Origin of the sequence: Duganella sp. BJB476, from assembly GCF_003416895.1 — a bacterium.
Classification (GTDB): Bacteria; Pseudomonadota; Gammaproteobacteria; order Burkholderiales; family Burkholderiaceae_D; genus Rugamonas.
Map to the genome: position 1 here is coordinate 1,851,494 of NZ_QVIO01000001.1, position 19,260 is coordinate 1,870,753.

The 19,260-nt window shown below is 62.9% G+C and carries 18 protein-coding genes and 1 tRNA gene; 6 read left to right on the forward strand and 13 right to left on the reverse strand.

Features of this window, described 5'->3' with window-relative positions; translation table 11 throughout:
* Positions 1 to 10 precede the first annotated feature (10 nt).
* From D0T21_RS08110 to D0T21_RS08125, 4 genes are all read right to left on the reverse strand, one after another.
* Positions 11 to 85 (reverse strand) — tRNA-Val (locus D0T21_RS08110).
* Positions 86 to 156: 71 nt separating this feature from the next.
* Positions 157 to 873, reverse strand: a complete 717-nt coding sequence (dnaQ, locus tag D0T21_RS08115; RefSeq protein WP_116990824.1) for a DNA polymerase III subunit epsilon — start codon at positions 871 to 873, stop codon at positions 157 to 159.
* Between the two features lie 53 nt (positions 874 to 926).
* Positions 927 to 1,367 (reverse strand): ribonuclease HI, encoded by a 441-nt coding sequence (gene rnhA, locus D0T21_RS08120; protein WP_116990825.1) that lies wholly within the window; start codon positions 1,365 to 1,367, stop codon positions 927 to 929.
* Complete coding sequence (locus tag D0T21_RS08125) at positions 1,360 to 2,139, reverse strand: class I SAM-dependent methyltransferase (RefSeq protein ID WP_116990826.1); 780 nt, start codon at positions 2,137 to 2,139, stop codon at positions 1,360 to 1,362. The genes rnhA and D0T21_RS08125 overlap by 8 nt, the downstream gene beginning before the upstream one ends.
* A gap of 21 nt (positions 2,140 to 2,160) precedes the next feature.
* On the opposite strand from D0T21_RS08125, the gene gloB reads away from it, so the two are divergent.
* A complete protein-coding gene (gene gloB, locus D0T21_RS08130; protein WP_116990827.1) occupies positions 2,161 to 2,967 on the forward strand; it encodes a hydroxyacylglutathione hydrolase in 807 nt (268 codons plus the stop codon).
* A 33-nt stretch (positions 2,968 to 3,000) separates the two neighbouring features.
* Here gloB and aceB read toward each other — a convergent pair whose 3' ends face one another.
* Positions 3,001 to 4,599, reverse strand: a complete 1,599-nt coding sequence (gene aceB / locus D0T21_RS08135; RefSeq protein ID WP_116994322.1) for a malate synthase A — start codon at positions 4,597 to 4,599, stop codon at positions 3,001 to 3,003.
* Positions 4,600 to 4,799: 200 nt separating this feature from the next.
* Here aceB and D0T21_RS08140 point away from each other — a divergent pair, with 200 nt between their 5' ends.
* Positions 4,800 to 5,711, forward strand: coding sequence for a LysR family transcriptional regulator (locus D0T21_RS08140; RefSeq protein ID WP_116990829.1), 912 nt, complete (start codon positions 4,800 to 4,802; stop codon positions 5,709 to 5,711).
* Positions 5,712 to 5,797: 86 nt separating this feature from the next.
* Here D0T21_RS08140 and D0T21_RS08145 read toward each other — a convergent pair whose 3' ends face one another.
* The 6 genes from D0T21_RS08145 to D0T21_RS08170 form a co-directional block, all read right to left on the reverse strand.
* Positions 5,798 to 6,001, reverse strand: coding sequence for a cold-shock protein (locus tag D0T21_RS08145; protein ID WP_020703630.1), 204 nt, complete (start codon positions 5,999 to 6,001; stop codon positions 5,798 to 5,800).
* Between the two features lie 284 nt (positions 6,002 to 6,285).
* On the reverse strand, positions 6,286 to 6,642 hold the full coding sequence (locus D0T21_RS08150; RefSeq protein ID WP_116990830.1) for an Hpt domain-containing protein: 357 nt from the start codon (positions 6,640 to 6,642) through the stop codon (positions 6,286 to 6,288).
* Positions 6,643 to 6,647: 5 nt separating this feature from the next.
* On the reverse strand, positions 6,648 to 7,298 hold the full coding sequence (gene upp, locus D0T21_RS08155) for a uracil phosphoribosyltransferase (RefSeq protein ID WP_116990831.1): 651 nt from the start codon (positions 7,296 to 7,298) through the stop codon (positions 6,648 to 6,650).
* A 38-nt stretch (positions 7,299 to 7,336) separates the two neighbouring features.
* Complete coding sequence (locus tag D0T21_RS08160; protein WP_116990832.1) at positions 7,337 to 7,918, reverse strand: TetR/AcrR family transcriptional regulator; 582 nt, start codon at positions 7,916 to 7,918, stop codon at positions 7,337 to 7,339.
* A gap of 15 nt (positions 7,919 to 7,933) precedes the next feature.
* Entirely contained in the window at positions 7,934 to 9,610 is a 1,677-nt protein-coding gene (locus tag D0T21_RS08165; protein WP_116990833.1) for an isovaleryl-CoA dehydrogenase, read from the reverse strand.
* Positions 9,607 to 10,767 carry an acyl-CoA dehydrogenase family protein gene (locus tag D0T21_RS08170; protein ID WP_116990834.1) on the reverse strand — a complete coding sequence of 387 codons (1,161 nt, stop codon included), beginning with the start codon at positions 10,765 to 10,767 and terminating at the stop codon, positions 9,607 to 9,609. The genes D0T21_RS08165 and D0T21_RS08170 overlap by 4 nt, the downstream gene beginning before the upstream one ends.
* A gap of 109 nt (positions 10,768 to 10,876) precedes the next feature.
* Between D0T21_RS08170 and D0T21_RS08175 the strand changes: the two genes are divergently transcribed.
* The 4 genes from D0T21_RS08175 to D0T21_RS08190 all read left to right on the forward strand — a co-directional run bounded on the left by D0T21_RS08175 (position 10,877) and on the right by D0T21_RS08190 (position 16,802).
* Positions 10,877 to 12,079: an acetyl-CoA C-acetyltransferase gene (locus D0T21_RS08175; RefSeq protein ID WP_116990835.1), complete on the forward strand. Its 1,203-nt coding sequence runs from the start codon at positions 10,877 to 10,879 to the stop codon at positions 12,077 to 12,079.
* Between the two features lie 16 nt (positions 12,080 to 12,095).
* Positions 12,096 to 13,376: an enoyl-CoA hydratase-related protein gene (locus D0T21_RS08180; RefSeq protein ID WP_199538492.1), complete on the forward strand. Its 1,281-nt coding sequence runs from the start codon at positions 12,096 to 12,098 to the stop codon at positions 13,374 to 13,376.
* A 259-nt stretch (positions 13,377 to 13,635) separates the two neighbouring features.
* Positions 13,636 to 15,309, forward strand: coding sequence for a bifunctional diguanylate cyclase/phosphodiesterase (locus tag D0T21_RS08185; RefSeq protein WP_116990837.1), 1,674 nt, complete (start codon positions 13,636 to 13,638; stop codon positions 15,307 to 15,309).
* On the forward strand, positions 15,306 to 16,802 hold the full coding sequence (locus tag D0T21_RS08190) for an HDOD domain-containing protein (RefSeq protein WP_116990838.1): 1,497 nt from the start codon (positions 15,306 to 15,308) through the stop codon (positions 16,800 to 16,802). Before D0T21_RS08185 ends, D0T21_RS08190 begins: the two co-directional genes overlap by 4 nt.
* Here the strand turns inward: D0T21_RS08190 and D0T21_RS08195 are convergent.
* Positions 16,799 to 17,950, reverse strand: coding sequence for an MFS transporter (locus D0T21_RS08195; protein WP_116990839.1), 1,152 nt, complete (start codon positions 17,948 to 17,950; stop codon positions 16,799 to 16,801). The genes D0T21_RS08190 and D0T21_RS08195 overlap by 4 nt on opposite strands.
* Positions 17,951 to 17,953: 3 nt before the next feature.
* On the reverse strand, positions 17,954 to 19,063 hold the full coding sequence (gene aroC / locus D0T21_RS08200; RefSeq protein WP_116990840.1) for a chorismate synthase: 1,110 nt from the start codon (positions 19,061 to 19,063) through the stop codon (positions 17,954 to 17,956).
* Between the last annotated feature and the right edge of the window lie 197 nt (positions 19,064 to 19,260).

Below are 19,260 nucleotides of genomic sequence, written 5' to 3' on the forward strand. Positions count from 1 at the left end.
TGATAAATTCTGGTGGGAAGTGCAAGTTTCGAACTTGCGACCCCTGCAGTGTGAATGCAGTGCTCTACCCCTGAGCTAACCTCCCGAAGCGGGGCGAATTATCGCATACAACCTACCCGCAGGGGAAGGCCATAGGCGAAAATTCTATCGATCTTTTTACGCGGCGGCCGGCGGAGTGGTCGTCGCGGTCCAGATGCACTGGCCTTTGACAGCCTTGTCCAGCCCCGCCAGCGTGGCCGCATGCGCGGCCAGCTCATCGTCCGAGGCCGGCAGGAAGATGATGTCGGCCAGCGGCACCGGCTCCAGCAGCTCGGCGCCGGCCACCACTTCCTCTTCCGCATCCATGCCCAGGCTGTTCTGCCCGCGCGTCATCGACAGGTAGACGTCGGCCAGCAGTTCCGCATCGAGCAGCGCGCCGTGCAGCTTGCGGTGCGAGTTCGACACGCCGTAGCGGTCGCACAGCGCATCAAGCGAGTTGCGCTTGCCCGGATGGAGTTCCTTGGCCTGCACCAGCGTGTCGATCACGCCGCCGATGTGGCTGGAAAAGTCCGGCAGGTTCAACAGCTTGAATTCGTGATTCAGGAAACCCAGATCGAACGGCGCATTGTGAATGATGACTTCGGCGCCCTGGATGTAGGTGCGCAGATCTTCGACGATCTGGTGGAATTTCGGCTTATCGCTCAGGAACTCCGTAGTCAGGCCGTGGACGTTCAGCGCGCCCTCTTCCGACTCGCGTTCCGGATTGATGTAGACGTGGAAGTTATTCCCCGTCAGCATGCGGTTATTCAGCTCGACGCAACCGATCTCGATGACGCGGTTGCCCAGCTTGGGGTTGATACCGGTGGTTTCGGTATCGAGTACGATTTGGCGCATAGTGTTCTGTGGTGGCTACATCTGGACGGAGGAGTATAACAGGCCGCCGCCGCTCAACGGCCGCGTGCCAGTTCGACGCCGCGATTGGCCAGCATGTCGGCCCGTTCGTTGCCCGGATGGCCGTTATGGCCGCGCACCCAGCGCCATTCGACGGTGTGCATGGCCTGCGCGGCGTCCAGCGCGCGCCACAAGTCCTCGTTCTTGACCGGCTCCTTGGCGGCGGTCTTCCAGCCGCGCGCCTTCCAGCCGTGTATCCATTCGCTGATGCCTTTTTGCACATACTGGCTGTCGGTGTGCAGCGTGACCATGCACGGACGCTTGAGCGCGTTCAACGCTTCTATCACCGCCTGCAATTCCATGCGATTGTTGGTGGTGTCGCGGGTACCGCCGCAAATTTCCTTTTCGGCGCCTTCGGCCACCAGGAACGCGCCCCAGCCGCCGAGGCCGGGATTACCCTTGCATGCGCCGTCCGTAAAAATCTCTACCTTATCCATCCTGCTGTTCCCGCCTTTTATTTGTTGCCGGCACGACCGCGGGGGCCGACGCCGTTTTTTTGGTCCAAGCCGGACCGATCAAATGCATGCCTTTCACGCGCTTGATCGCCTGCACGATATAGACGCCACCCAAGTACGGCCACCAGCGCGGCCCGGCATTATCCATGAATGCGTAGCGATGCAGCCACTTTTCTGTGCGGCAGGCCGGCGCGTAGCAGCCGAAGTGACTCTGGCTGGCGCCCATATTCAATAATTTTAACCAGTCTTTCATGCGAGGCATAGAGATCAACTCCTCCGTGCGCGGCAGGAAGGAGGTGCCGCCGACGCGCCGCAGCACGTGGCGCGCGCCCCACAAGCTGGCTGGATTGAAGCCGCAGATGATGACCTGCCCTTCCGGTATCAGCACCCGCTCGACCTCGCGCAACACCTGGTGCGGATCGGTGGAAAATTCCAGCACATGCGGCAGCACCACCAGGTCGATCGATTGCGAAGCGAACGGCAGCTCGGTGCAATCGAGCGTCAGCGCAACCGGACGCTGCGCGGCATCAGTGACGGCGCGCACTTTGCGGTCGACCAGAAACTTGTACGGCATGCGGTTGGCGGCCAGTGCATCGATTTGAGGCATGCCGATCTGCACTGCGTTGAATCCGAAGATATCAGCTGTTAAATTATCGAGACAGGTTTGTTCCCACTCACGCAAGTACACACCGGCGGGCGTTTGCAGCCAGCCTTCCAGCGCTATAATGGATTTCTCAGATCCTGCCTTGTCCATGCCTAGCCTTTTTGCGATCCAATGACCAATTCATCTACTCAAGCACTCAGTGTTCTGACGGTTCCCGCGTTCCACGACAACTATCTGTGGCTGATCCATGACGGCGTCCACGCCGTCGCAGTCGACCCCGGCGACGCCAAGCCCATCCGGGCAGCGCTCGAAGCAAACGGACTCAAGCTCACCGCCATTCTACTCACCCATCACCATGCTGACCATATTGGCGGCGTCCCTGAATTATTACAGCATTATCAGGTTCCCGTTTTCGGTCCGCGCAACGAGACCATTGCCGCGGTCACTTTGCCGGTCGGCGAAGGCAAGGTATTCGACGTGCCTGGTCTGCCGCTGCGGCTGTCGGTGCTCGACGTGCCCGGCCACACCATGGGCCACATTGCCTACGTGCGCGAAGCGACCGACGACGCGCCGACCTGGCTGTTCTGCGGCGACACACTGTTTGCCGGCGGCTGCGGCCGCCTGTTCGAAGGCACGCCGGCCCAGATGATCAGCTCACTGGGCAAACTGGCCGCGCTGCCAGATGATACCAAGGTCTACTGCGCCCACGAATATACGCTGTCCAACCTGCGCTTCGCGCGCGTGGTGGAGCCGGACAACGTGGCCTTGCAGGAACGGGTCAAGGTGGAGACCGACAAGCGCGAGCACAACCTGCCGACGGTGCCGAGCACGATAGGCGTGGAAAAGGCGACCAATCCCTTCCTGCGCTACCGCGAACCGGCCATCGCCGAACAATTGGTGCAGGCCGGACGGCTGGACCGCATCGATACGCCGCTAGCCACCTTCACCGCGCTGCGCTTGTGGAAAAATGACTTCTAATGAAAAACGGCCCTTGCGGGCCGTTTTTGTTTCTTAGATCTCTTCGTACAGTGGCAGGGTCAGGAACTCTGCGAACTCGGTCGAGGTCGACATCTCTTCGAAGATGTGACCGGCGCGCACGTAGGTCGGACCGTCGCCGCCCGGCGCATCGCGCTGCACTTTGACCAGTTCTTCCTTGATCATTGCGCGCACCATGTCGGCGGTCACTTTGCGGCCGTCTTCCAGCACACCCTTGTCCGAACGGATCCACTGCCATACTTGCGAACGGCTGATTTCCGCCGTGGCAGCATCTTCCATCAGGTTGTGGATAGGCACGCAACCGTTGCCTGCCAGCCAGCTGCCCAGGTAGTGGATGCCGACGTTGATGTTGTAGCGCAGGCCGGCTTCGGTGATCGGCGCTTCCGGTTTGAAGTCCAGCAGCTGCGCGGCGGTCACGTCGATGTCCGGACGTTGCTTGTCGATTTGGTTAGGCTTGTCGCCCAGCACTTTGGTGAACTCGGTCATCGCCAGTTCCACCAGGCCCGGGTGGGCAACCCAGCCGCCGTCGTAGCCGTCGGTGGCGTCGCGCGCCTTGTCGTTGCGCACGCCGCCCATGGCGACTTCGTTTTTCTCTGGATCGTTCTTGATCGGAATCAGCGCGGCCATGCCGCCGATCGCCGGCGCGTTGCGCTTGTGGCAGGTCTTCAGCAGCAGCAAGGCATAGGCGCGCATGAACGGCGCGGTCATCGTGACCTTGGCGCGGTCGGCCAGGCAGAAATCCTTGTCCAGCTTGAACTTCTTAATGCACGAGAAGATGTAGTCCCAACGCCCGGCATTCAGGCCCGAGCTGTGTTCGCGCAGTTCGTACAGGATCTCATCCATCTCGAAGGCGGCCAGGATGGTTTCAATCAGCACGGTGGCTTTGATCGTGCCCTGTGGCAGGCCCAGTTCGTTTTGCGTCATCACGAAGATGTCGTTCCACAGGCGCGCTTCCAGGTGCGATTCCATCTTCGGCAGGTAGAAGTATGGACCGGCGCCGCGCGCCAGCTGCTCTTTGGCGTTGTGGAACATGAACAGCGCGAAGTCGAAGATGCCGCCGGAGATGCGCTTGCCGTCAACCAGCACGTGCTTCTCGTCCAGGTGCCCGCCGCGTGGGCGCACCACCAGCGTGGCGATCTTGTCGTTCAGCTTGTAGGATTTGCCGTTCTGCTCCAGCGAAATGGTGCGGCGCACAGCGTCGAACATATTGATCTGGCCGGTGATCTGGTTGTCCCAGTTCGGCGTGTTCGAATCTTCGAAGTCGGTCATGTAGCTGTCGGCGCCCGAGTTGAAGGCGTTGATGACCATCTTGCGTTCGACCGGGCCGGTGATTTCCACGCGGCGGCATTCCAGCGCCTTCGGAATCGGCGCGATCTTCCAGTCGCCGGCCCGGATGTGCGCGGTTTCTTTCAGGAAGTCAGGTCGCTCGCCGGCGTCCAGGCGCTTGGCGCGCTCGACGCGCACGGCCAGCAATTGTTGACGGCGAGCTTCGAACTCGCGAGTCAGCTTGACCACCAGCGACAGTGCCTCGGTGGTCAGGATGTTTTCGTAGCCAGGCTTGATCTCGCCCGTGATTTCCATGCCTGCCGGCAGATTGATGGTGGACTGCGTCATGAGGTCTCTCCGAAAGAAAATATTAACTACAAGATCAAATTATAAGCACTGGCCTTCTTGTTGCACGTTGATTCTTTTAGTGTGCGGACTCAGTTACGCCTTGATATGTTTTACAGTATATTCACTAATAAGTTATGCAAACGAGACTAAAAATCACATCATCTATGCGTTTTTATCACAAATGACGGGCTAGGCTATCCATGGGTCAATTCAGACAGATTTCCACCTTCGTAGAAGTAGTGTCCAAGGGCAGCCTGTCGGCCGCCGCGCGGGCCGAGGGCATCGCGCCCGCCATGATAGGCCGCCGCCTGGACGCGCTGGAAAGCCGTTTGGGTGTCAAACTTTTGCAACGCACCACGCGCAAACTGGCACTGACCAACGAAGGCGCGGCCTTCCTGGAGGACTGCCAGCGCATCCTGGCGGAACTGGAAGAAGCGGAAACCGCCGTCGCCGAACGTAGCGCGCACGCCACGGGTCACCTGATGATCTCGGCCCCGGCCGGTTTCGGACGCCAGCACGTGGCGCCGCTGATCCCCTCCTTCCTGGCCGAGCATCGCGATGTCAGCGTCACGCTCAACATGAGCGACCGCGTAGTCGACATCGTCGGCGAAGGCATCGACGTGGCGATCCGCATCGCCAGCCTGTCCGATTCCAACCTGGTCAGCGTCAAGCTGGCCGACAACGAACGGGTGGTCGTGGCCGCGCCCTCCTACCTCAAGCGCCACGGCGAACCGAAAACGCTGGCCGACCTGGCCAAGCACAACTGCCTGGCGATCAGCAGCGAAGGCAGCCAGCGCGGCTGGACCTTCCGCGACAACGGCAAGAACGTGGTGATGAAGGTCGGCGGCAACATGGGCAGCAACGACGGCCAGGTGCTGCACGACTGGGCGCTGGCCGGCAAAGGCCTGGCGTGGCGCTCGATGTGGGAAGTCGGGAATGAGATCGAAGCCGGCAAGCTGCAAACCGTGCTCAACGAACACGCCGCGCCCGGCAACGACATTTATGCGGTGTTCGCGCAGCGCCGGCACTTGCCGCTGCGGATACGCGCCTTCGTGGATTTCCTGCGGCACACGTATGCGCAGCCGGACTACTGGCGCAAAACCTGGAAATGATGTCGCTTGGGCAGCCCGCACAAAAACGCGGGCGAAAAAAAATCCTCGGATACCGAGGATTTCTTTATTTCGTTAGATTCAGCGTATTAGATTGGCTGAATGTTCGAAGCTTGCTTGCCCTTAGGACCAGCGGTCACTTCAAAAGAAACGCGTTGGTTCTCTTGCAGCGACTTGAAGCCTGCGGACTGAATCGCCGAGAAGTGAGCGAACAGATCTTCGCCGCCTTCGTCAGGGGTGATAAAGCCGAAGCCCTTCGAATCATTGAACCATTTTACGATACCAGTTGCCATTACAATTCCTATTTCAGTTAAGTTGGGCTTGCGCCCGTGATATCGTTTGAGGCAAGAAAGAAATGACAGACAAACTGCACTACTCTTGAATCTAAACGATCCCGCATTATACCCATTTACGAGAGAAAAGCACGTTTTCACGAAAATAAATGCAAAGCAATTCTTTTTTTGGTAGAAAACAGCTCAAAAGATAACTTTCCACCGCTCAATGCTCGTAAATCTGGGCGTATGTAACACTATAGACAAGTTAATAGTACGCGACTTGAGGCAGATCAAGCGCACACTTACTCATAAGTTGTTGCTTGCGCGTCACGGGCAGCCCATTTCAACAGCTGTTCCACTTCCGGTATCACCGCAGGCCAGTCTGTATGTTCGGCCAAAACGCCGCGCACCATCTGCTCGATACGCCGCGCTTGTTGCCCAAACATGGCAAAACCAAAGGTCCCGGCCGATCCGGCCACGCCATGCAGCAATTCGTGGAGTTGATGCAGTTGCGCGTCCGGCGGCAACTCGTCCCCGGAAGCCTGGCAGGCGGCGAACGCCTGGGTGATCTGTTCCAGCGTCCCCGGCACGGTCGAGGCGAATTTTTCGCTTAACGCCGCCAGTCGGGCACGGAAGGCGGGATCTTCGGGCAGCGCCATGATGATTACTTGGTGCCGAAGATGCGGTCGCCGGCATCGCCCAGGCCTGGGACGATGTAAGCGTGGTCGTTCAGGTGCGAATCCAGCGAGGCGCAGTAGATTTTTACGCCAGGATGGGCATTCTGGAACACTGTGATGCCTTCAGGTGCAGCCACCAGCGCCAGGAAGATGATCTGCTCGTCGGTTACGCCGCGCTTTTTCAGCACATCCACCGCGTGCACGGCCGAATTACCGGTCGCCACCATCGGGTCGCACAGGATGAAGGTACGTTCAACCGTGTCCGGCAGGCGCACCAGGTATTCCACCGGCTGGTGGGTTTCCGGGTCGCGGAACACGCCAATGTGGCCCACGCGGGCCGACGGCACCAGGTCCAGCAGGCCGTCGCTCATGCCGATGCCGGCGCGCAGGATAGGAACGATGGCCAGCTTGCGGCCGGCGATGACCGGCGCGGCTATGGTCATCAAAGGGGTTTCAATGGTGCGGGTGGTCAGCGGCAGGTCGCGCGTGATCTCGTAACCCATCAGCAGCGTGATTTCCTTGAGCAGGTCGCGGAAGGTACGGGTCGACGTATCCTTGGCGCGCATGTGGCTCAGTTTATGTTGGATCAGCGGGTGGTCGGTGATGAACAAATTGGGAAAGCGCGGATCTTGTTTCATTGTTTGCTCTTTTTAGTCGGTATGTGCCGGCCATTATACTAGGCCTCAGGTCCCAGAAACATGGCGACCGCCTCTTCCGCTATCTGGTCCAGGTTCGACCCCTGGCCCGGCTTGTACCATAGCACGCTATAGTTGATGGCGCCCATCAGCAGCAGGCGCGCGACCGCGCTGTCGCTGCGCAGCAAGCCGGCGGCCGACAGTTCGTTCACCACGTCCTGCCACAGCTGATCGTAGCGGTCGCGCAGCACCTGCACGCGTTCGCGCAGCTCCGGCGTCAGGCGACGCCAGTCGTACAGCAGCACCGGAATGAAATCGTGGCCTTCGCCCAGCACAATCTCCAGGTGCGCGCGCACCAGCGCCTGGAACTTGGCGCGCGGCGGCAGTTCGCCGGCGGCGATCTGCTCGGCGGCCGGCAGCCCAGCCACCAGCCCCTCCTCCATCACGGCGGCGAGGATCTCCTGTTTGCTCTTGAAGTGATAGAACGGACTGCCCGAGCGCATGCCGACTGCATCGGCGATGTCGCGCGTGGTGGTGCCGTCGAAACCGCGTTCGCGGAACAGGCGTGCAGCAACGCGCACCAGATCGGCGCGGCGGTTGTCGACAGGAGCTGTATTCGTCATAACTATTTATCCAATTTATTCAACTAGTGCCCGCGCCAGGATCGCGGCGCAATCGACGCCCGCCGGCAAGCGCCCGAACGCGCCGCCCGGCTCGCGCGCCAGCCGCGATGCGACAAACGCCGACGACACATACGCCGGCGCATGCCGCAGCAGCAGGCCGGCCTGCACCGCCAGCACGACCCGCTCGGCCAGCACGCGGGCGCCGAATTCGTCGGACTGCGGTTGATCGAGATCGGCCAGCAAGGCTTGCGTGTAGCGGACATAGTCGGCATCGGACTCGCCGGCCAACGCTAGCTCGGCCGCCAATGCTGCGCGCGCGGCAGGAGTTTTGCCGAAGGCGCGCAGCAAGTCAAGGCACATGACGTTGCCGGAGCCTTCCCAGATCGAATTGACGGGCAGTTCGCGGTACAGCCGCGCCAGCGGGCCATCTTCCACGTAGCCGCTGCCGCCGATGACTTCCATCGCCTCCGCGCCGAAAGCCGGGCCGCGTTTGCAGATCCAGTATTTGCCGGCCGGCGTCAGGATGCGCGCCAGCAGCGCCTGCGCCGGATCGTCACCCTGGTCGAAGCAGCGCGCCAGCCGCATGCCGAACGCGGTCGCCGCCTCCGATTCCAGCGCCAGGTCGGCCAGCACGTTCTGCATCAGCGGCTGCTCGGACAGCGGACGGCCGAACGCCGAGCGTCCGCGCGCATGATGCAGCGCGTGCGTCAGCGCCGCTCGCATGGTGCCGGCGCTACCCAGCACGCAATCGAGACGGGTGTGGCTGCCCATTTCCAGTATCGTCGGAATGCCGCGCCCCGGCTTGCCGATCAACCAACCATACGCGCCGGTGAACTCGACTTCCGACGAGGCATTCGAGCGGTTGCCCAGCTTGTCCTTCAGGCGCTGCACGCGGATCTGGTTGCGGCTGCCGTCCGGCAGGTAGCGCGGCAGGAAGAAGCACGACAACCCTGCGCTGCCCGCGTCGTCGGTCTGCGCCAGGATCAAGTGCGCATCGCTCTGCGGCGCCGAGAAGAACCATTTATGGCCGACGATGCGGTACACGTCCTCGCCTTCATCGCCGAACATCGCGCGCGCATCGGCCGGCAGCACCGGTTCGGCGCGGGTGGTGTTGGAACGCACGTCGGAACCGCCCTGCTTCTCCGTCATGCCCATGCCGATGATGGCGCCGCGCTTTTGCTCCACCGGCAGCGAGCGCGGATCGTATTGCGTCGACAGGATTTTCGGCAGCCACTTGGCGGCGATCTTCGGCGCCTGCTTCAGCGCCGGCACCGACGCATACGTCATCGTCACCGGACATTGCGAGCCGTTCTCCAATTGGCCGAACAGCATGTAGCGCGCCGCCCGCGCGACCTGCGCGCCAGGACCACCCAGCCACGGCGACGCATGCGCGCCGTTCTCGATCAACAGCGTCATCAAACTATGCCAGGCCGGATGAAACTCCACCTCGTCCACGCGCTTGCCGCTGCGGTCGAAGTTATGCAGCTTGGGTGAGTGCAGATTGGCCAGCCGCGCCAGGTCGAGCACCTCGGCCCGGCCCAGTTGCGCGCCCAGCGCGTGCAGCGATTCGGCAGCGTCTGCGCCGCCCTCGCGCAGCAAGGCTTCCTGCAAGGCCGGATCGGCCGCATACAGGTTGATGTTTTCAAACGGCGCAACCGTGTTGCGCACTTCATGCGTATCGAATGGATTCATTTCTTCTCCTTCTTGGGCAGGATGCCCATCTGCTTGGCGATGATGCCCAACATGACTTCATCGGCGCCGCCGGCGATGGACGTCAGGCGGCCGTCGCGGAACATGCGCGCCACGCGGCTCTCCCAGCTGTAGCCCATGCCGCCCCAGAACTGCATGCACGCGTCGGGCACCATGCGCAACAGGCGCCCGGCCTTCAGCTTGCACATCGACGCCAGCTCCGTCACATCCTGCCCGCTAATATATAGCTGCCCGGCGCGATAGGTCAGCGCGCGCAGGCTCTCCACTTCCGTCTTCAATTCCGCCAGCTTGAAATAGACGTGCTGGTTATCCAGCAGCCGGCCGCCGAACATCGCCCGTTCGCGCGCCCATTCCACCGTCAGGTCGATGCAGTTGGCCAGCGTCTGCACGGCGTTGGCGGCGGCCCACAGCCGCTCCTCCTGGAACTGCAGCATCTGGTAGACGAAGCCTTGCCCCTCCTCGCCGATGGCGTGGCGCTGCGGCACGCGTACCTCGTCAAAGTAAATCAGGCCGGTGTCGGAGGCGTTCATGCCGATCTTGCGGATCTTCTTGCCGACCGAGACGCCCGGCGTATCCATCGGCACCATCACCAGCGTCTTATTCTTGTGCGCCGGGCCGTCGGAAGTGTTGACCAGCACGCACATCCAGTCGGCCTGCAAGCTGTTGGTGATCCACATCTTGCTGCCGTTGATGATGTAGTCGCCGCCGTCCTTGCGCGCATGGGTCTTGATGGCCGCCACGTCCGACCCCGCATGCGCTTCCGACACGCCGACGCAGCCCACCATCTCGCCGCTGATGGCCGGCGCCAGGAATTCGCGGCGCAAGGCATCCGAGCCGAATCGGGCCAGGGCCGGCGTGCACATATCGGTCTGCACGCCGATCGCCATCGGAATCCCGCCGCAGTCGACGTGGCCCAAGGTCTCGGCCATGGCCATCGAATACGAATAGTCGAGGCCCAGGCCGCCGTACTCGACCGGCTTGGTCAAGCCCAGCAAACCGAGCTCCCCCATTTTCCGGAACAGGGCGTGCGCCGGAAATATGCCGGCTTCCTCCCACTCATCCACGTAGGGATTGATTTCGCTCTCGATGAAGCGCTTCAGTGTGCGTTGTAATTCCTGATGTTCGTGGCTGTCAAACATGGTCTGTCCCCTTATTATCAGGTCAGACTAGCGCAAATACCGACACGAAGCAAGCAGTTGCTTTGTTGTCGTTTGCACTCTATGATGTTCGTCCAGATAAGGAGATTCCATGACCGAAGCCTATGTGTACGAGGCCATCCGCACCCCGCGCGGCAAGGGCAAGAAAGACGGCAGTTTGCACAGCGTGAAGCCGATTACGCTGCTGTCCGGCCTGATGCGCGAGCTGCAATCGCGCCACAAACTCGACACCGCGCTGATCGACGACGTCGTGCTCGGCTGTGTCACGCCGGTCGGCGACCAGGGCGCCGACATCGCCAAGATCGCCGCGCTGGCGGCCGGCTGGGACTGGAAAGTGGCAGGCGTACAACTGAACCGTTTCTGCGCCTCGGGCCTGGAAGCGGTCAACCTGGCGGCGCAGAAAGTGCGTTCCGGCTGGGAAGACCTGGTGGTGGCCGGCGGCGTCGAGTCGATGTCGCGCGTGGCCATGGGCTCGGACGGCGGCGCTTGGGCGCTGGACCCGGAAACCAGCCTCAACACAGACTTTCTGCCGCAAGGCATAGGCGCCGACCTGATCGCCATGCTGGACGGCTACAGCCGCGAACAGGTCGACGCCTACGCCATGCGCTCGCAGCAAAAGGCCGCCGCAGCGCGCGCCGCCGGCCGCTTCCGCTCGGTGGTGCCGGTGCTCGACCAGAATGGCGTGCTGATCCTGGCCGAAGACGAATTCATCAAGCCCAACACCACCATCGAAACGCTGAGCGGCCTGAAGCCCTCGTTCGAAGCGGCCGGCCGGATGGGCTTCGACAGCGTGGCACTGCGCAAATATCCGCAGCTGGCGCGGGTCGACCATATTCATACGGCCGGCAACTCGTCCGGCATCGTCGACGGCGCCGCGCTCGCACTGATCGGCAGCAAGGCCGCCGGCAACCGGCTGGGCCTGAAGCCGCGCGCGCGCGTGCTGGCCACCGCCGTCACCGGCACCGATCCGACCATCATGCTGACCGGCCCGGCGCCCGCCGCCCGCAAGGCGCTGCTGAAAGCCGGCCTGGAGATCGCCGACATCGACCTGTTCGAAGTCAACGAAGCCTTTGCCTCGGTGGTCATGCGCTTCATGACCGAGCTGGGCGTGCCGGAAGAAAAGGTCAACGTCAACGGCGGCGCCATCGCGCTCGGCCACCCGCTGGGCGCGACCGGCTGCATGCTGCTCGGCACCCTGCTGGACGAACTGGAAGCCCGCGAACTCAAGCGCGGCCTGATTACCCTGTGCGTCGGTGGTGGCATGGGCATCGCCACCATCATCGAACGCGTGTGAACGGAACGACATGATCATGATCACCACACATCAAAACGGCGGCGCCATCACCGTCATGTTGGCCACGCGCGCCATCAATCCGCTGAGCCGCCTGTTCCAGCGCGAGCTGGCGGCCCTGATCGACAAGCTGGAAGCCAAGCGCAGCGAGCTGCACGGCGTCATCGTCGGCTTCCACGCCGACGCCGGCGACTCCGACCACGAAGTGGAACACCTGATGTCGCTGACAACGGCCCAGGCCGGCGATTGCATGCATATGCTGGGCGCCTACAACGCCTTGCTGCGCCGGCTGGAATGCCTGGGCATCCCGGTGATCGCCACGCTGGGCGGCGCCGTCAGCGGCCATGCGCTGGGCCTGGCGCTGGCCTGCCATCACCGCATCAGCCTGGTTGACGCGACTTTCAGCCTGCCGCAAGTGCATCTGGGCGTGGCGCCGGTGGCGGGCGAAATCGCCCGCAGCGTGCGCCTGGCCGGCCTGCAGGCCGCCATGCCGCTGCTGCTGGAAGGCGCGACCTTGACGGCCGACCAGGCGCTGCGCGCCGGCCTGCTGCACGCCGTGGCCGACAACGAAGAAGAAGTCGCCGAGCTGGTGCACGGCACCATGGCGGCCGACGCGCCGGCCGTGCAGCCGTGGGACGTCAAGGGCTTTCGCCTGCCCGGCGGCGCGCTCACGTCCGCGCCGGTGCAGACCCTGCTGCAAGTGGCGCCCGCCATGTTGCGCGAGCGCACCGGCGGCCACGCGCCCGCGCCGGAAGCCATCCTGTGCGCCATGGTCGAAGGCCTGCAAGTCGATTTCGACAGCGCGCTGCTGATCGAAAGCCGTTATTTCTGCCAGACCGCGATCAGCCCCGTGGCCCGCAACCTGATGCGCCTGAGCCAGATCCGCGCCGACCTGTCATCCAAAGCGGCGCTGGAATTGGCCGCCGCGCTGCACCAGCGCTACGCCGACGAGGTACAAGCCTTGCGCTCCGAATCGGTGCCGGAAGCGCTGCTGCGCAACGCCGTCCGCGCGGCCGGTCTGCCGCCGCCGCCCGACACCGACGCCATCCCGACCAGCACTGACGCCGCAGCGCCGGCGCCCGGCCTGGCCGACATCCGCGACCGCCTGTTGTATGCGCTGTCCATCACTGCGCAAGATCAAGTCAGAAAGGGCGTCGCCGGCAGCGACGAGGCCGACCTGGTTTCCGTGCGCCTGCTCGGCTTCCCTGCCCACACCGGCGGCGCCATCCACTTTGTCGACCATATCGGCCCGCAGCACTATGCAAAACGCATTGCCGAGCTCGGCACGCGCTTCGCCTGAATCCCCCCCGCACGGCTGCCCAAAACAGCCGTGCTTCCCCCTCTGCCAGGCCGATTTTTTAGCCCAACTCAATAGAAAACTGTAAAAGTAGCCCGGATGTTGTCATTTTTCATGTAATTCCACTCTCATCAGTGATACATTGCGTTCTGGTTTTGCAAGATTCGCGCAGCCACGTTACATGTATAAAATGAAAGATTAGATCCTCGCGATGTTTTCCAGTATCCCAGCCCCATCCCCGCGTCATGAATTGGATAACCTCATGGAAGAGGCGGGCGATGTTGTTTTCCGCCTGAATCAGCTGGGGCAGATACTCTTTGCCAGCAAACGCGCGGTCGCCCTGATCGCCAGTCAAACCCCGTTGGCCGGCGACACGCTGCCGCGCCTGATCTCGCTGGACGACCAGGCGCCGATGGCCGCCCTGCTGGCCGAAGTGGGCGCATCGGGCCAGTCCCGCTTGCTGGAAGCACGCATCAAAACTCCTGACGCCGAGATCTGGCACGAGCTGCGGGTGTCCAGCTACGCCAACCAGCATGGCGCCAGCGAGCTGCTGGTGGTCGGCCGCGACATGACGGTGCAGCACGCCACCGAAGAACGCCTGCGCCACATGGCCACCCACGACGCCCTGACCGAACTGCCCAACCGCCTGCTGCTGTCGGACCGCATGCGCATGGTGATCGCCAACGCACGCCGCTCCGGCCAAGGCTTCTCGGTCGCCACCATCGGCCTGGACGGTTTCAAGAAAGTCAACGACGGCCTCGGCCATCCGATCGGCGACGCTTTGCTGCGCACCGCCGCCGCCCGCCTGCGCAAGACCCTGCGCGACAGCGACACCCTGGCCCGCGTCGGCGGCGACGAGTTTGTCGCCGTGCTGCCCGGCACCGCCACCGAGGCGCAGATCAAGCTGGTCACCGGCCGCCTGATCGCCACCTTGCAGTCGCCGTTTGAAATCGAGAACCACACGATTTATGTCGGCGCTTCGGTCGGCGTGGCGGTCTATCCGCAACACGCCGAGGACGAAGTGAAGCTGGTCGCGCTGGCCGACGCCGCCATGTCGCGCGCCAAGGAAACCGGCAAGGCCCGTTGCGTGGTCTACAGCCAGTCCCAGTCCGGCCCGCCGGAGCACGACATTTCGCTGGAAGCGGCCATGTTCCAGGCGGTGCGCGAGGGCGAGTTCCTGCTGTACTACCAGCCGATAGTCGACGCCCGCACGCGCGAGATCCAGGGCTTCGAAACGCTGATGCGCTGGAAGCATCCGACCCTGGGCATGGTGCCGCCGGCCCGCTTCATCCCGATCGCCGAGACCAACGGACTCATCAATTTGCTGGGCGCCTGGGCGCTGAAAGCCGCCTGCGTACAGCTGAAACAGTTCGAAGAGGTGGCCAAGCGCAGCCTGTACATCTCTGTTAATATCAGCCCGCGGCAATTCCGCAATGATAAATTTCTCGACGTGCTGGACGATGCGATCGCCTTCTCCGGCCTACTTGGTGAGCAATTGGTTTTAGAAATCACAGAAGGCACTTTGATGATCGACCCGGTGCATGCCGAGTCCATCCTGTCCAAGATGGCGGAGCGCAACGCCCGCATCGCCATTGACGATTTCGGCACCGGCTATTCCTCGCTGGCCTACCTGAAGCGCTTCCCTATTTCCGTACTGAAGATCGACCGCACCTTCATCCGCGACCTGCCCGGTTCGCAGAAGGACGGCGCCATCTGCAATGCCGTGCTCGACCTGGCCAAGCACCTCGACCTGTCGGTGGTGGCCGAGGGTGTGGAAACCGAAGGCCAGATGGAATACCTGGAACAGCGCGGCTGCCAGTACATCCAGGGCTACCTGACCGGCAAGCCGATGGCCGCCAACGTGGCCATGGCCGCGCTCAAGGAAAGCATCCACGTCAAAGTGGTGCCAGCCGAACTGCGCCAGGTGGCGCAATGACGGCGCGTTTCACCGCCGGCACCCCGCTGGGCGACGCCACGCTGGCGACGCTGTGGGATTGCACCCGCCGGCGCGGCGACATGCCCGGTTTCGCCAAGGCCATCACCGCCATCCTGGGCGCGATGCGCGGCGAGGACGACCAGGAATTCAACATGACCCGCACCGTGCTGTCCGATCCGGTGCTGACGCAAAAGGTGCTGCGGCTGGCCAACAGCGGCATGTATTCGGCCTTTGGCCAGCATGTCAACACCGTCTCCAAGGCGGTGCTGGTGCTGGGCACGGAGGCCATCGGCCACCTGGCGCTGGGCCTGAAGCTGATCGAGGAACTGGCCGCCGGCTCGCCCGACGCCACAGTCGCCCACATCGAAATGGAAAAGGCCGTGCTGGCCGGCATCGTGGCGCAGCAGATCGCCTACACTGCCGAAAGCCGCCACGGCGAGGAAGCCGTGGTGTGCTCGATGCTGCACACGCTGGGCCGCATGATGATGACCTTCTACATGCCGGAACGCTGGAACGAATTGCAGCGCGCCGCCGACCAGGAAGGCCGCCACATCGACGATATCGCGCCTGAAATGCTGGGCCTGACGATGGAAGAAATCGGCCACGCAGCCGCCCTGCACTGGGGCCTGCCCGGCACGCTGGTGAACGGCATGCGCAAGGTCGCGCCGCCGGCGCCGGGCGCCGAAGTGAGCACCGCGGACTGGATCGCCGGCCTGTCGACGATGTCGGCGCTGTGCGCGGAATCGCTGTGGCACGACGATCCCGATGGCGCGGCCGTGGTCAAGCAGCTGACCGAGGCTTATTCCGCCATGCTGGGCGTGGAGCCGGACAACCTGATGCACGCCATCGAGCAGGCCAAGGTGGTGGCGGCGGCCGACCTGACCATCGCGCCGCTGTCGCGCCCCGCCGAACGCCGCGCCAAGGCACTGGCCAAGACGCGCCAGCGCGCCGCCGGCAACAAGATCCTGCTCAGCGGCCTGGCCGACATGCGCGACATGCTGGAGACGGCCAACCCCGGCCAGATGGTGCAGATCGCGCTGGAAACCGTCTACAAAGGCCTGGACTTCTCGCGCGCGGTGGCGTTTGTGCGCAACCGCAAGGACAACCAGTACACCGCCAAGATCAGCTTCGGCGAAGGCAGCAAGGAGCTGCTGCCGGCGCTGACCTTCGACGACGCCTACGAACCGAACGTGTTCCACGCGGCGCTCAACAGCGACCGCGTGATCTTCATCGAAAACGCCCGCGACGCCAAGTTCGCCGCCAAGCTGCCGTTGTGGTGGAAGAGTTCCTTGTCCGAAGCGCGCAGCTTCGTGATCCTGCCGCTGTCGGCCAACGGCCAGCCGGCCGGCTTCCTGTATGGCGACTGGGACGATTCCTTCCCGCCGATCCAGTTGAGCCAGACCGAGTTCTCGCTGTTGAACGACATGCGCGCGCTGGTGGTCAAGGCGGTCGAACGCCGCCACAAGCAGGAAGCCGTCTCCACCCGCAATTAATAGCTGTCGCGCTGCTGCCAGCGGTAGGACAGCACGGCAGCCAGCGCGGAGCACAGCACCAGCACCGCCGCCACGTAGTACACCGACTGCGGCCCCGCCCTCTCCCACCACTGCGCCAGGAACAAGCCGCCCAGCGAGCCGCCGACGCCATACGAAATACTCATGTACAGCGCCTGGCCGCGCGCCTGCAACGGCCCGGAGAACCAGCGCTGCAAAGTCATCACGCACGACGAGTGATGCAGCGCGAACGTCGCCGCATGCAGCACCTGCGCCACGATCAGCAGCCACAGTACCTGCGGGCCGAAACCTATCATCAGGAAGCGCACCAGCGCCGCCGCCAACGTCACATACATCATGACCTTCGCGCCCCAGCGCTTGAACAGCGGCGCCTGGAAGTAGAACAGCAGCACCTCGGCCAACACGCCCAGCGACCACATGGCGCCGATCACGGTCTTGCTGTAGCCGTTGCGTTCAAGGTAGAGCGAATAGAAGGTGTACAGCGAAGTGTGGGCCGCCACCATCAGCGCGGTGGATGCGAAGAAGGCGATCACCTCGCGCCGGCGCAGCAGCGACATCAATGGCGGCGGCGCCACCTTGTGCACGCGGCGCGGCACGTCCTGCAGGCGGAACGCGGCGCCTATGGTCAGCACCAGCAGCGCGGCGGCCACCCACGGCAGCGCGACGATGCCGTAGTGTTCCAGCGCGTACGAGGCCAGCGTCACCGAGACGATGAAGCCGATCGAACCCCACATGCGGATGCGGCCATAGAAGGTCAGGTCGCCGCGCATCTCGGACAGCATCAGCGCTTCGCAGATCGGCGCCTGGCCGCTGGTGAACAGGTTCAGCACGATCATCGCCAGCATGAAGTGGGAGAAGGTGCTGCCGAAGAAGAAGCCGGAGAATCCCGCCAGCGCGGCAAAGCCGGCCATGCGCAGCACCAGCACGCGGCGGTCGTAATGATCGGCGACGTAGCCCCAGACGTTGGGGCCAACGATGCGCAGTACCTGGATCATCGACATCAGCACGCCGATCTGCGCCACCGTCATGCCTTTGTCGGCAAAGAACAGCGTGGCGTAAGTGCTCCAGGTTCCCGCGTGCGCGTAGTAGCAAAACAGGAATAAGGCGAAGCTGAAGGCTTGTACCGGCACCGCTTAACGAGAGACTGGCGGCGCGATGTTCGGCGTCGTCACGTGGACGTCGCCGCACTGCGCGCGGTGCATCAGCGCGTGGTCCATCAGCACCAGCGCCAGCATGGCCTCGGCGATCGGCGTGGCGCGGATGCCAACGCACGGATCGTGGCGGCCGAAGGTCTCGACCATCACCGGGTTGCCGTCCTTGTCGATCGACTGACGCGGCGTGCGGATCGACGAGGTCGGCTTGATGGCGATCGACACCGTGATGTCCTGGCCGGTCGAAATACCGCCCAATACGCCACCGGCATTGTTGCCGATGAAGCCGTTCGGCGTCAGCGAGTCGCCGTGCACGGAACCCTTCTGCGCCACCGACTTGAAGCCGGCGCCGATTTCCACGCCCTTGACGGCGTTAATGCCCATCATCGCGTAGGCGATGTCGGCGTCGAGCTTGTCGTAGATGGGCTGGCCCAGGCCTACCGGGATATTCTGGGCGATGACGTCGATGCGCGCGCCGATCGAATCGCCGGCCTTGCGCAGCTCGTCCATCGCCTCTTCCATGCGGGCGATCAGGTCGGCGTCGCCGCTGGCCGCGAAGAACGGGTTGTCGTGCACGTGGATCCAGTCCTGGAACGGCACTTCGATCTCGCCGAGCTGGCTCATGCAGCCCTTGAAAACGGTGCCGTATTGCTGGTTCAGCCATTTCTTGGCGATGGCGGCAGCGCCGACCACCGGCGCCGTCAGGCGCGCCGACGAGCGGCCGCCGCCGCGCGGATCGCGGACGCCGTATTTGTGCCAATAGGTGTAATCTGCATGTCCAGGGCGGAAACTCTCGGCAATATTGCCGTAATCCTTGCTGCGCTGGTCCTCGTTGCGGATCAGCAGCGCGATCGGCGTGCCGGTGGTGACGCCCAAGTACACGCCCGACAGGATTTCCACCGTGTCCGGCTCCTTGCGCTGCGTCACGTGGCGCGACGTGCCCGGCTTGCGGCGGTCCAGTTCCGGCTGGATGTCCGCTTCCGACAAAGGCAGTCCCGGTGGGCAGCCATCGATCACACAACCAATCGCGGGACCGTGCGACTCACCAAACGTAGTAACAGAAAACAATTTGCCAAATGTATTGCCGGACATAGGAAGAGAATCTTTGGAAAAAGGTGGAAAGTACCCAATTCTACCAGCCGGCGGCGATTGCCGTCGTGCCGGGATAATAATTTCCAAGACACAAGTTTCCATTGGTAAAATATCATTCTTTCGTTGAAAGCATGGCAAACTTGCACACCGGTATGCAACGTTCTGTATAAACCGTGGGAAATCCGCATACTTTTTAA

Excerpts from the sequence above, each read along its gene's own strand:
- dnaQ (WP_116990824.1), bottom strand. The coding sequence starts at position 873 with ATGCGCCAAATCGTACTCGATACCGAAACCACCGGTATCAACCCCAAG.
- rnhA (WP_116990825.1), bottom strand. The coding sequence starts at position 1,367 with ATGGATAAGGTAGAGATTTTTACGGACGGCGCATGCAAGGGTAATCCC.
- D0T21_RS08125 (WP_116990826.1), bottom strand. The coding sequence starts at position 2,139 with ATGGACAAGGCAGGATCTGAGAAATCCATTATAGCGCTGGAAGGCTGG.
- gloB (WP_116990827.1), top strand. The coding sequence starts at position 2,161 with ATGACCAATTCATCTACTCAAGCACTCAGTGTTCTGACGGTTCCCGCG.
- aceB (WP_116994322.1), bottom strand. The coding sequence starts at position 4,599 with ATGACGCAGTCCACCATCAATCTGCCGGCAGGCATGGAAATCACGGGC.
- D0T21_RS08140 (WP_116990829.1), top strand. The coding sequence starts at position 4,800 with ATGGGTCAATTCAGACAGATTTCCACCTTCGTAGAAGTAGTGTCCAAG.
- D0T21_RS08145 (WP_020703630.1), bottom strand. The coding sequence starts at position 6,001 with ATGGCAACTGGTATCGTAAAATGGTTCAATGATTCGAAGGGCTTCGGC.
- D0T21_RS08150 (WP_116990830.1), bottom strand. The coding sequence starts at position 6,642 with ATGGCGCTGCCCGAAGATCCCGCCTTCCGTGCCCGACTGGCGGCGTTA.
- upp (WP_116990831.1), bottom strand. The coding sequence starts at position 7,298 with ATGAAACAAGATCCGCGCTTTCCCAATTTGTTCATCACCGACCACCCG.
- D0T21_RS08160 (WP_116990832.1), bottom strand. The coding sequence starts at position 7,918 with ATGACGAATACAGCTCCTGTCGACAACCGCCGCGCCGATCTGGTGCGC.
- D0T21_RS08165 (WP_116990833.1), bottom strand. The coding sequence starts at position 9,610 with ATGAATCCATTCGATACGCATGAAGTGCGCAACACGGTTGCGCCGTTT.
- D0T21_RS08170 (WP_116990834.1), bottom strand. The coding sequence starts at position 10,767 with ATGTTTGACAGCCACGAACATCAGGAATTACAACGCACACTGAAGCGC.
- D0T21_RS08175 (WP_116990835.1), top strand. The coding sequence starts at position 10,877 with ATGACCGAAGCCTATGTGTACGAGGCCATCCGCACCCCGCGCGGCAAG.
- D0T21_RS08180 (WP_199538492.1), top strand. The coding sequence starts at position 12,096 with ATGATCACCACACATCAAAACGGCGGCGCCATCACCGTCATGTTGGCC.
- D0T21_RS08185 (WP_116990837.1), top strand. The coding sequence starts at position 13,636 with ATGGAAGAGGCGGGCGATGTTGTTTTCCGCCTGAATCAGCTGGGGCAG.
- D0T21_RS08190 (WP_116990838.1), top strand. The coding sequence starts at position 15,306 with ATGACGGCGCGTTTCACCGCCGGCACCCCGCTGGGCGACGCCACGCTG.
- aroC (WP_116990840.1), bottom strand. The coding sequence starts at position 19,063 with ATGTCCGGCAATACATTTGGCAAATTGTTTTCTGTTACTACGTTTGGT.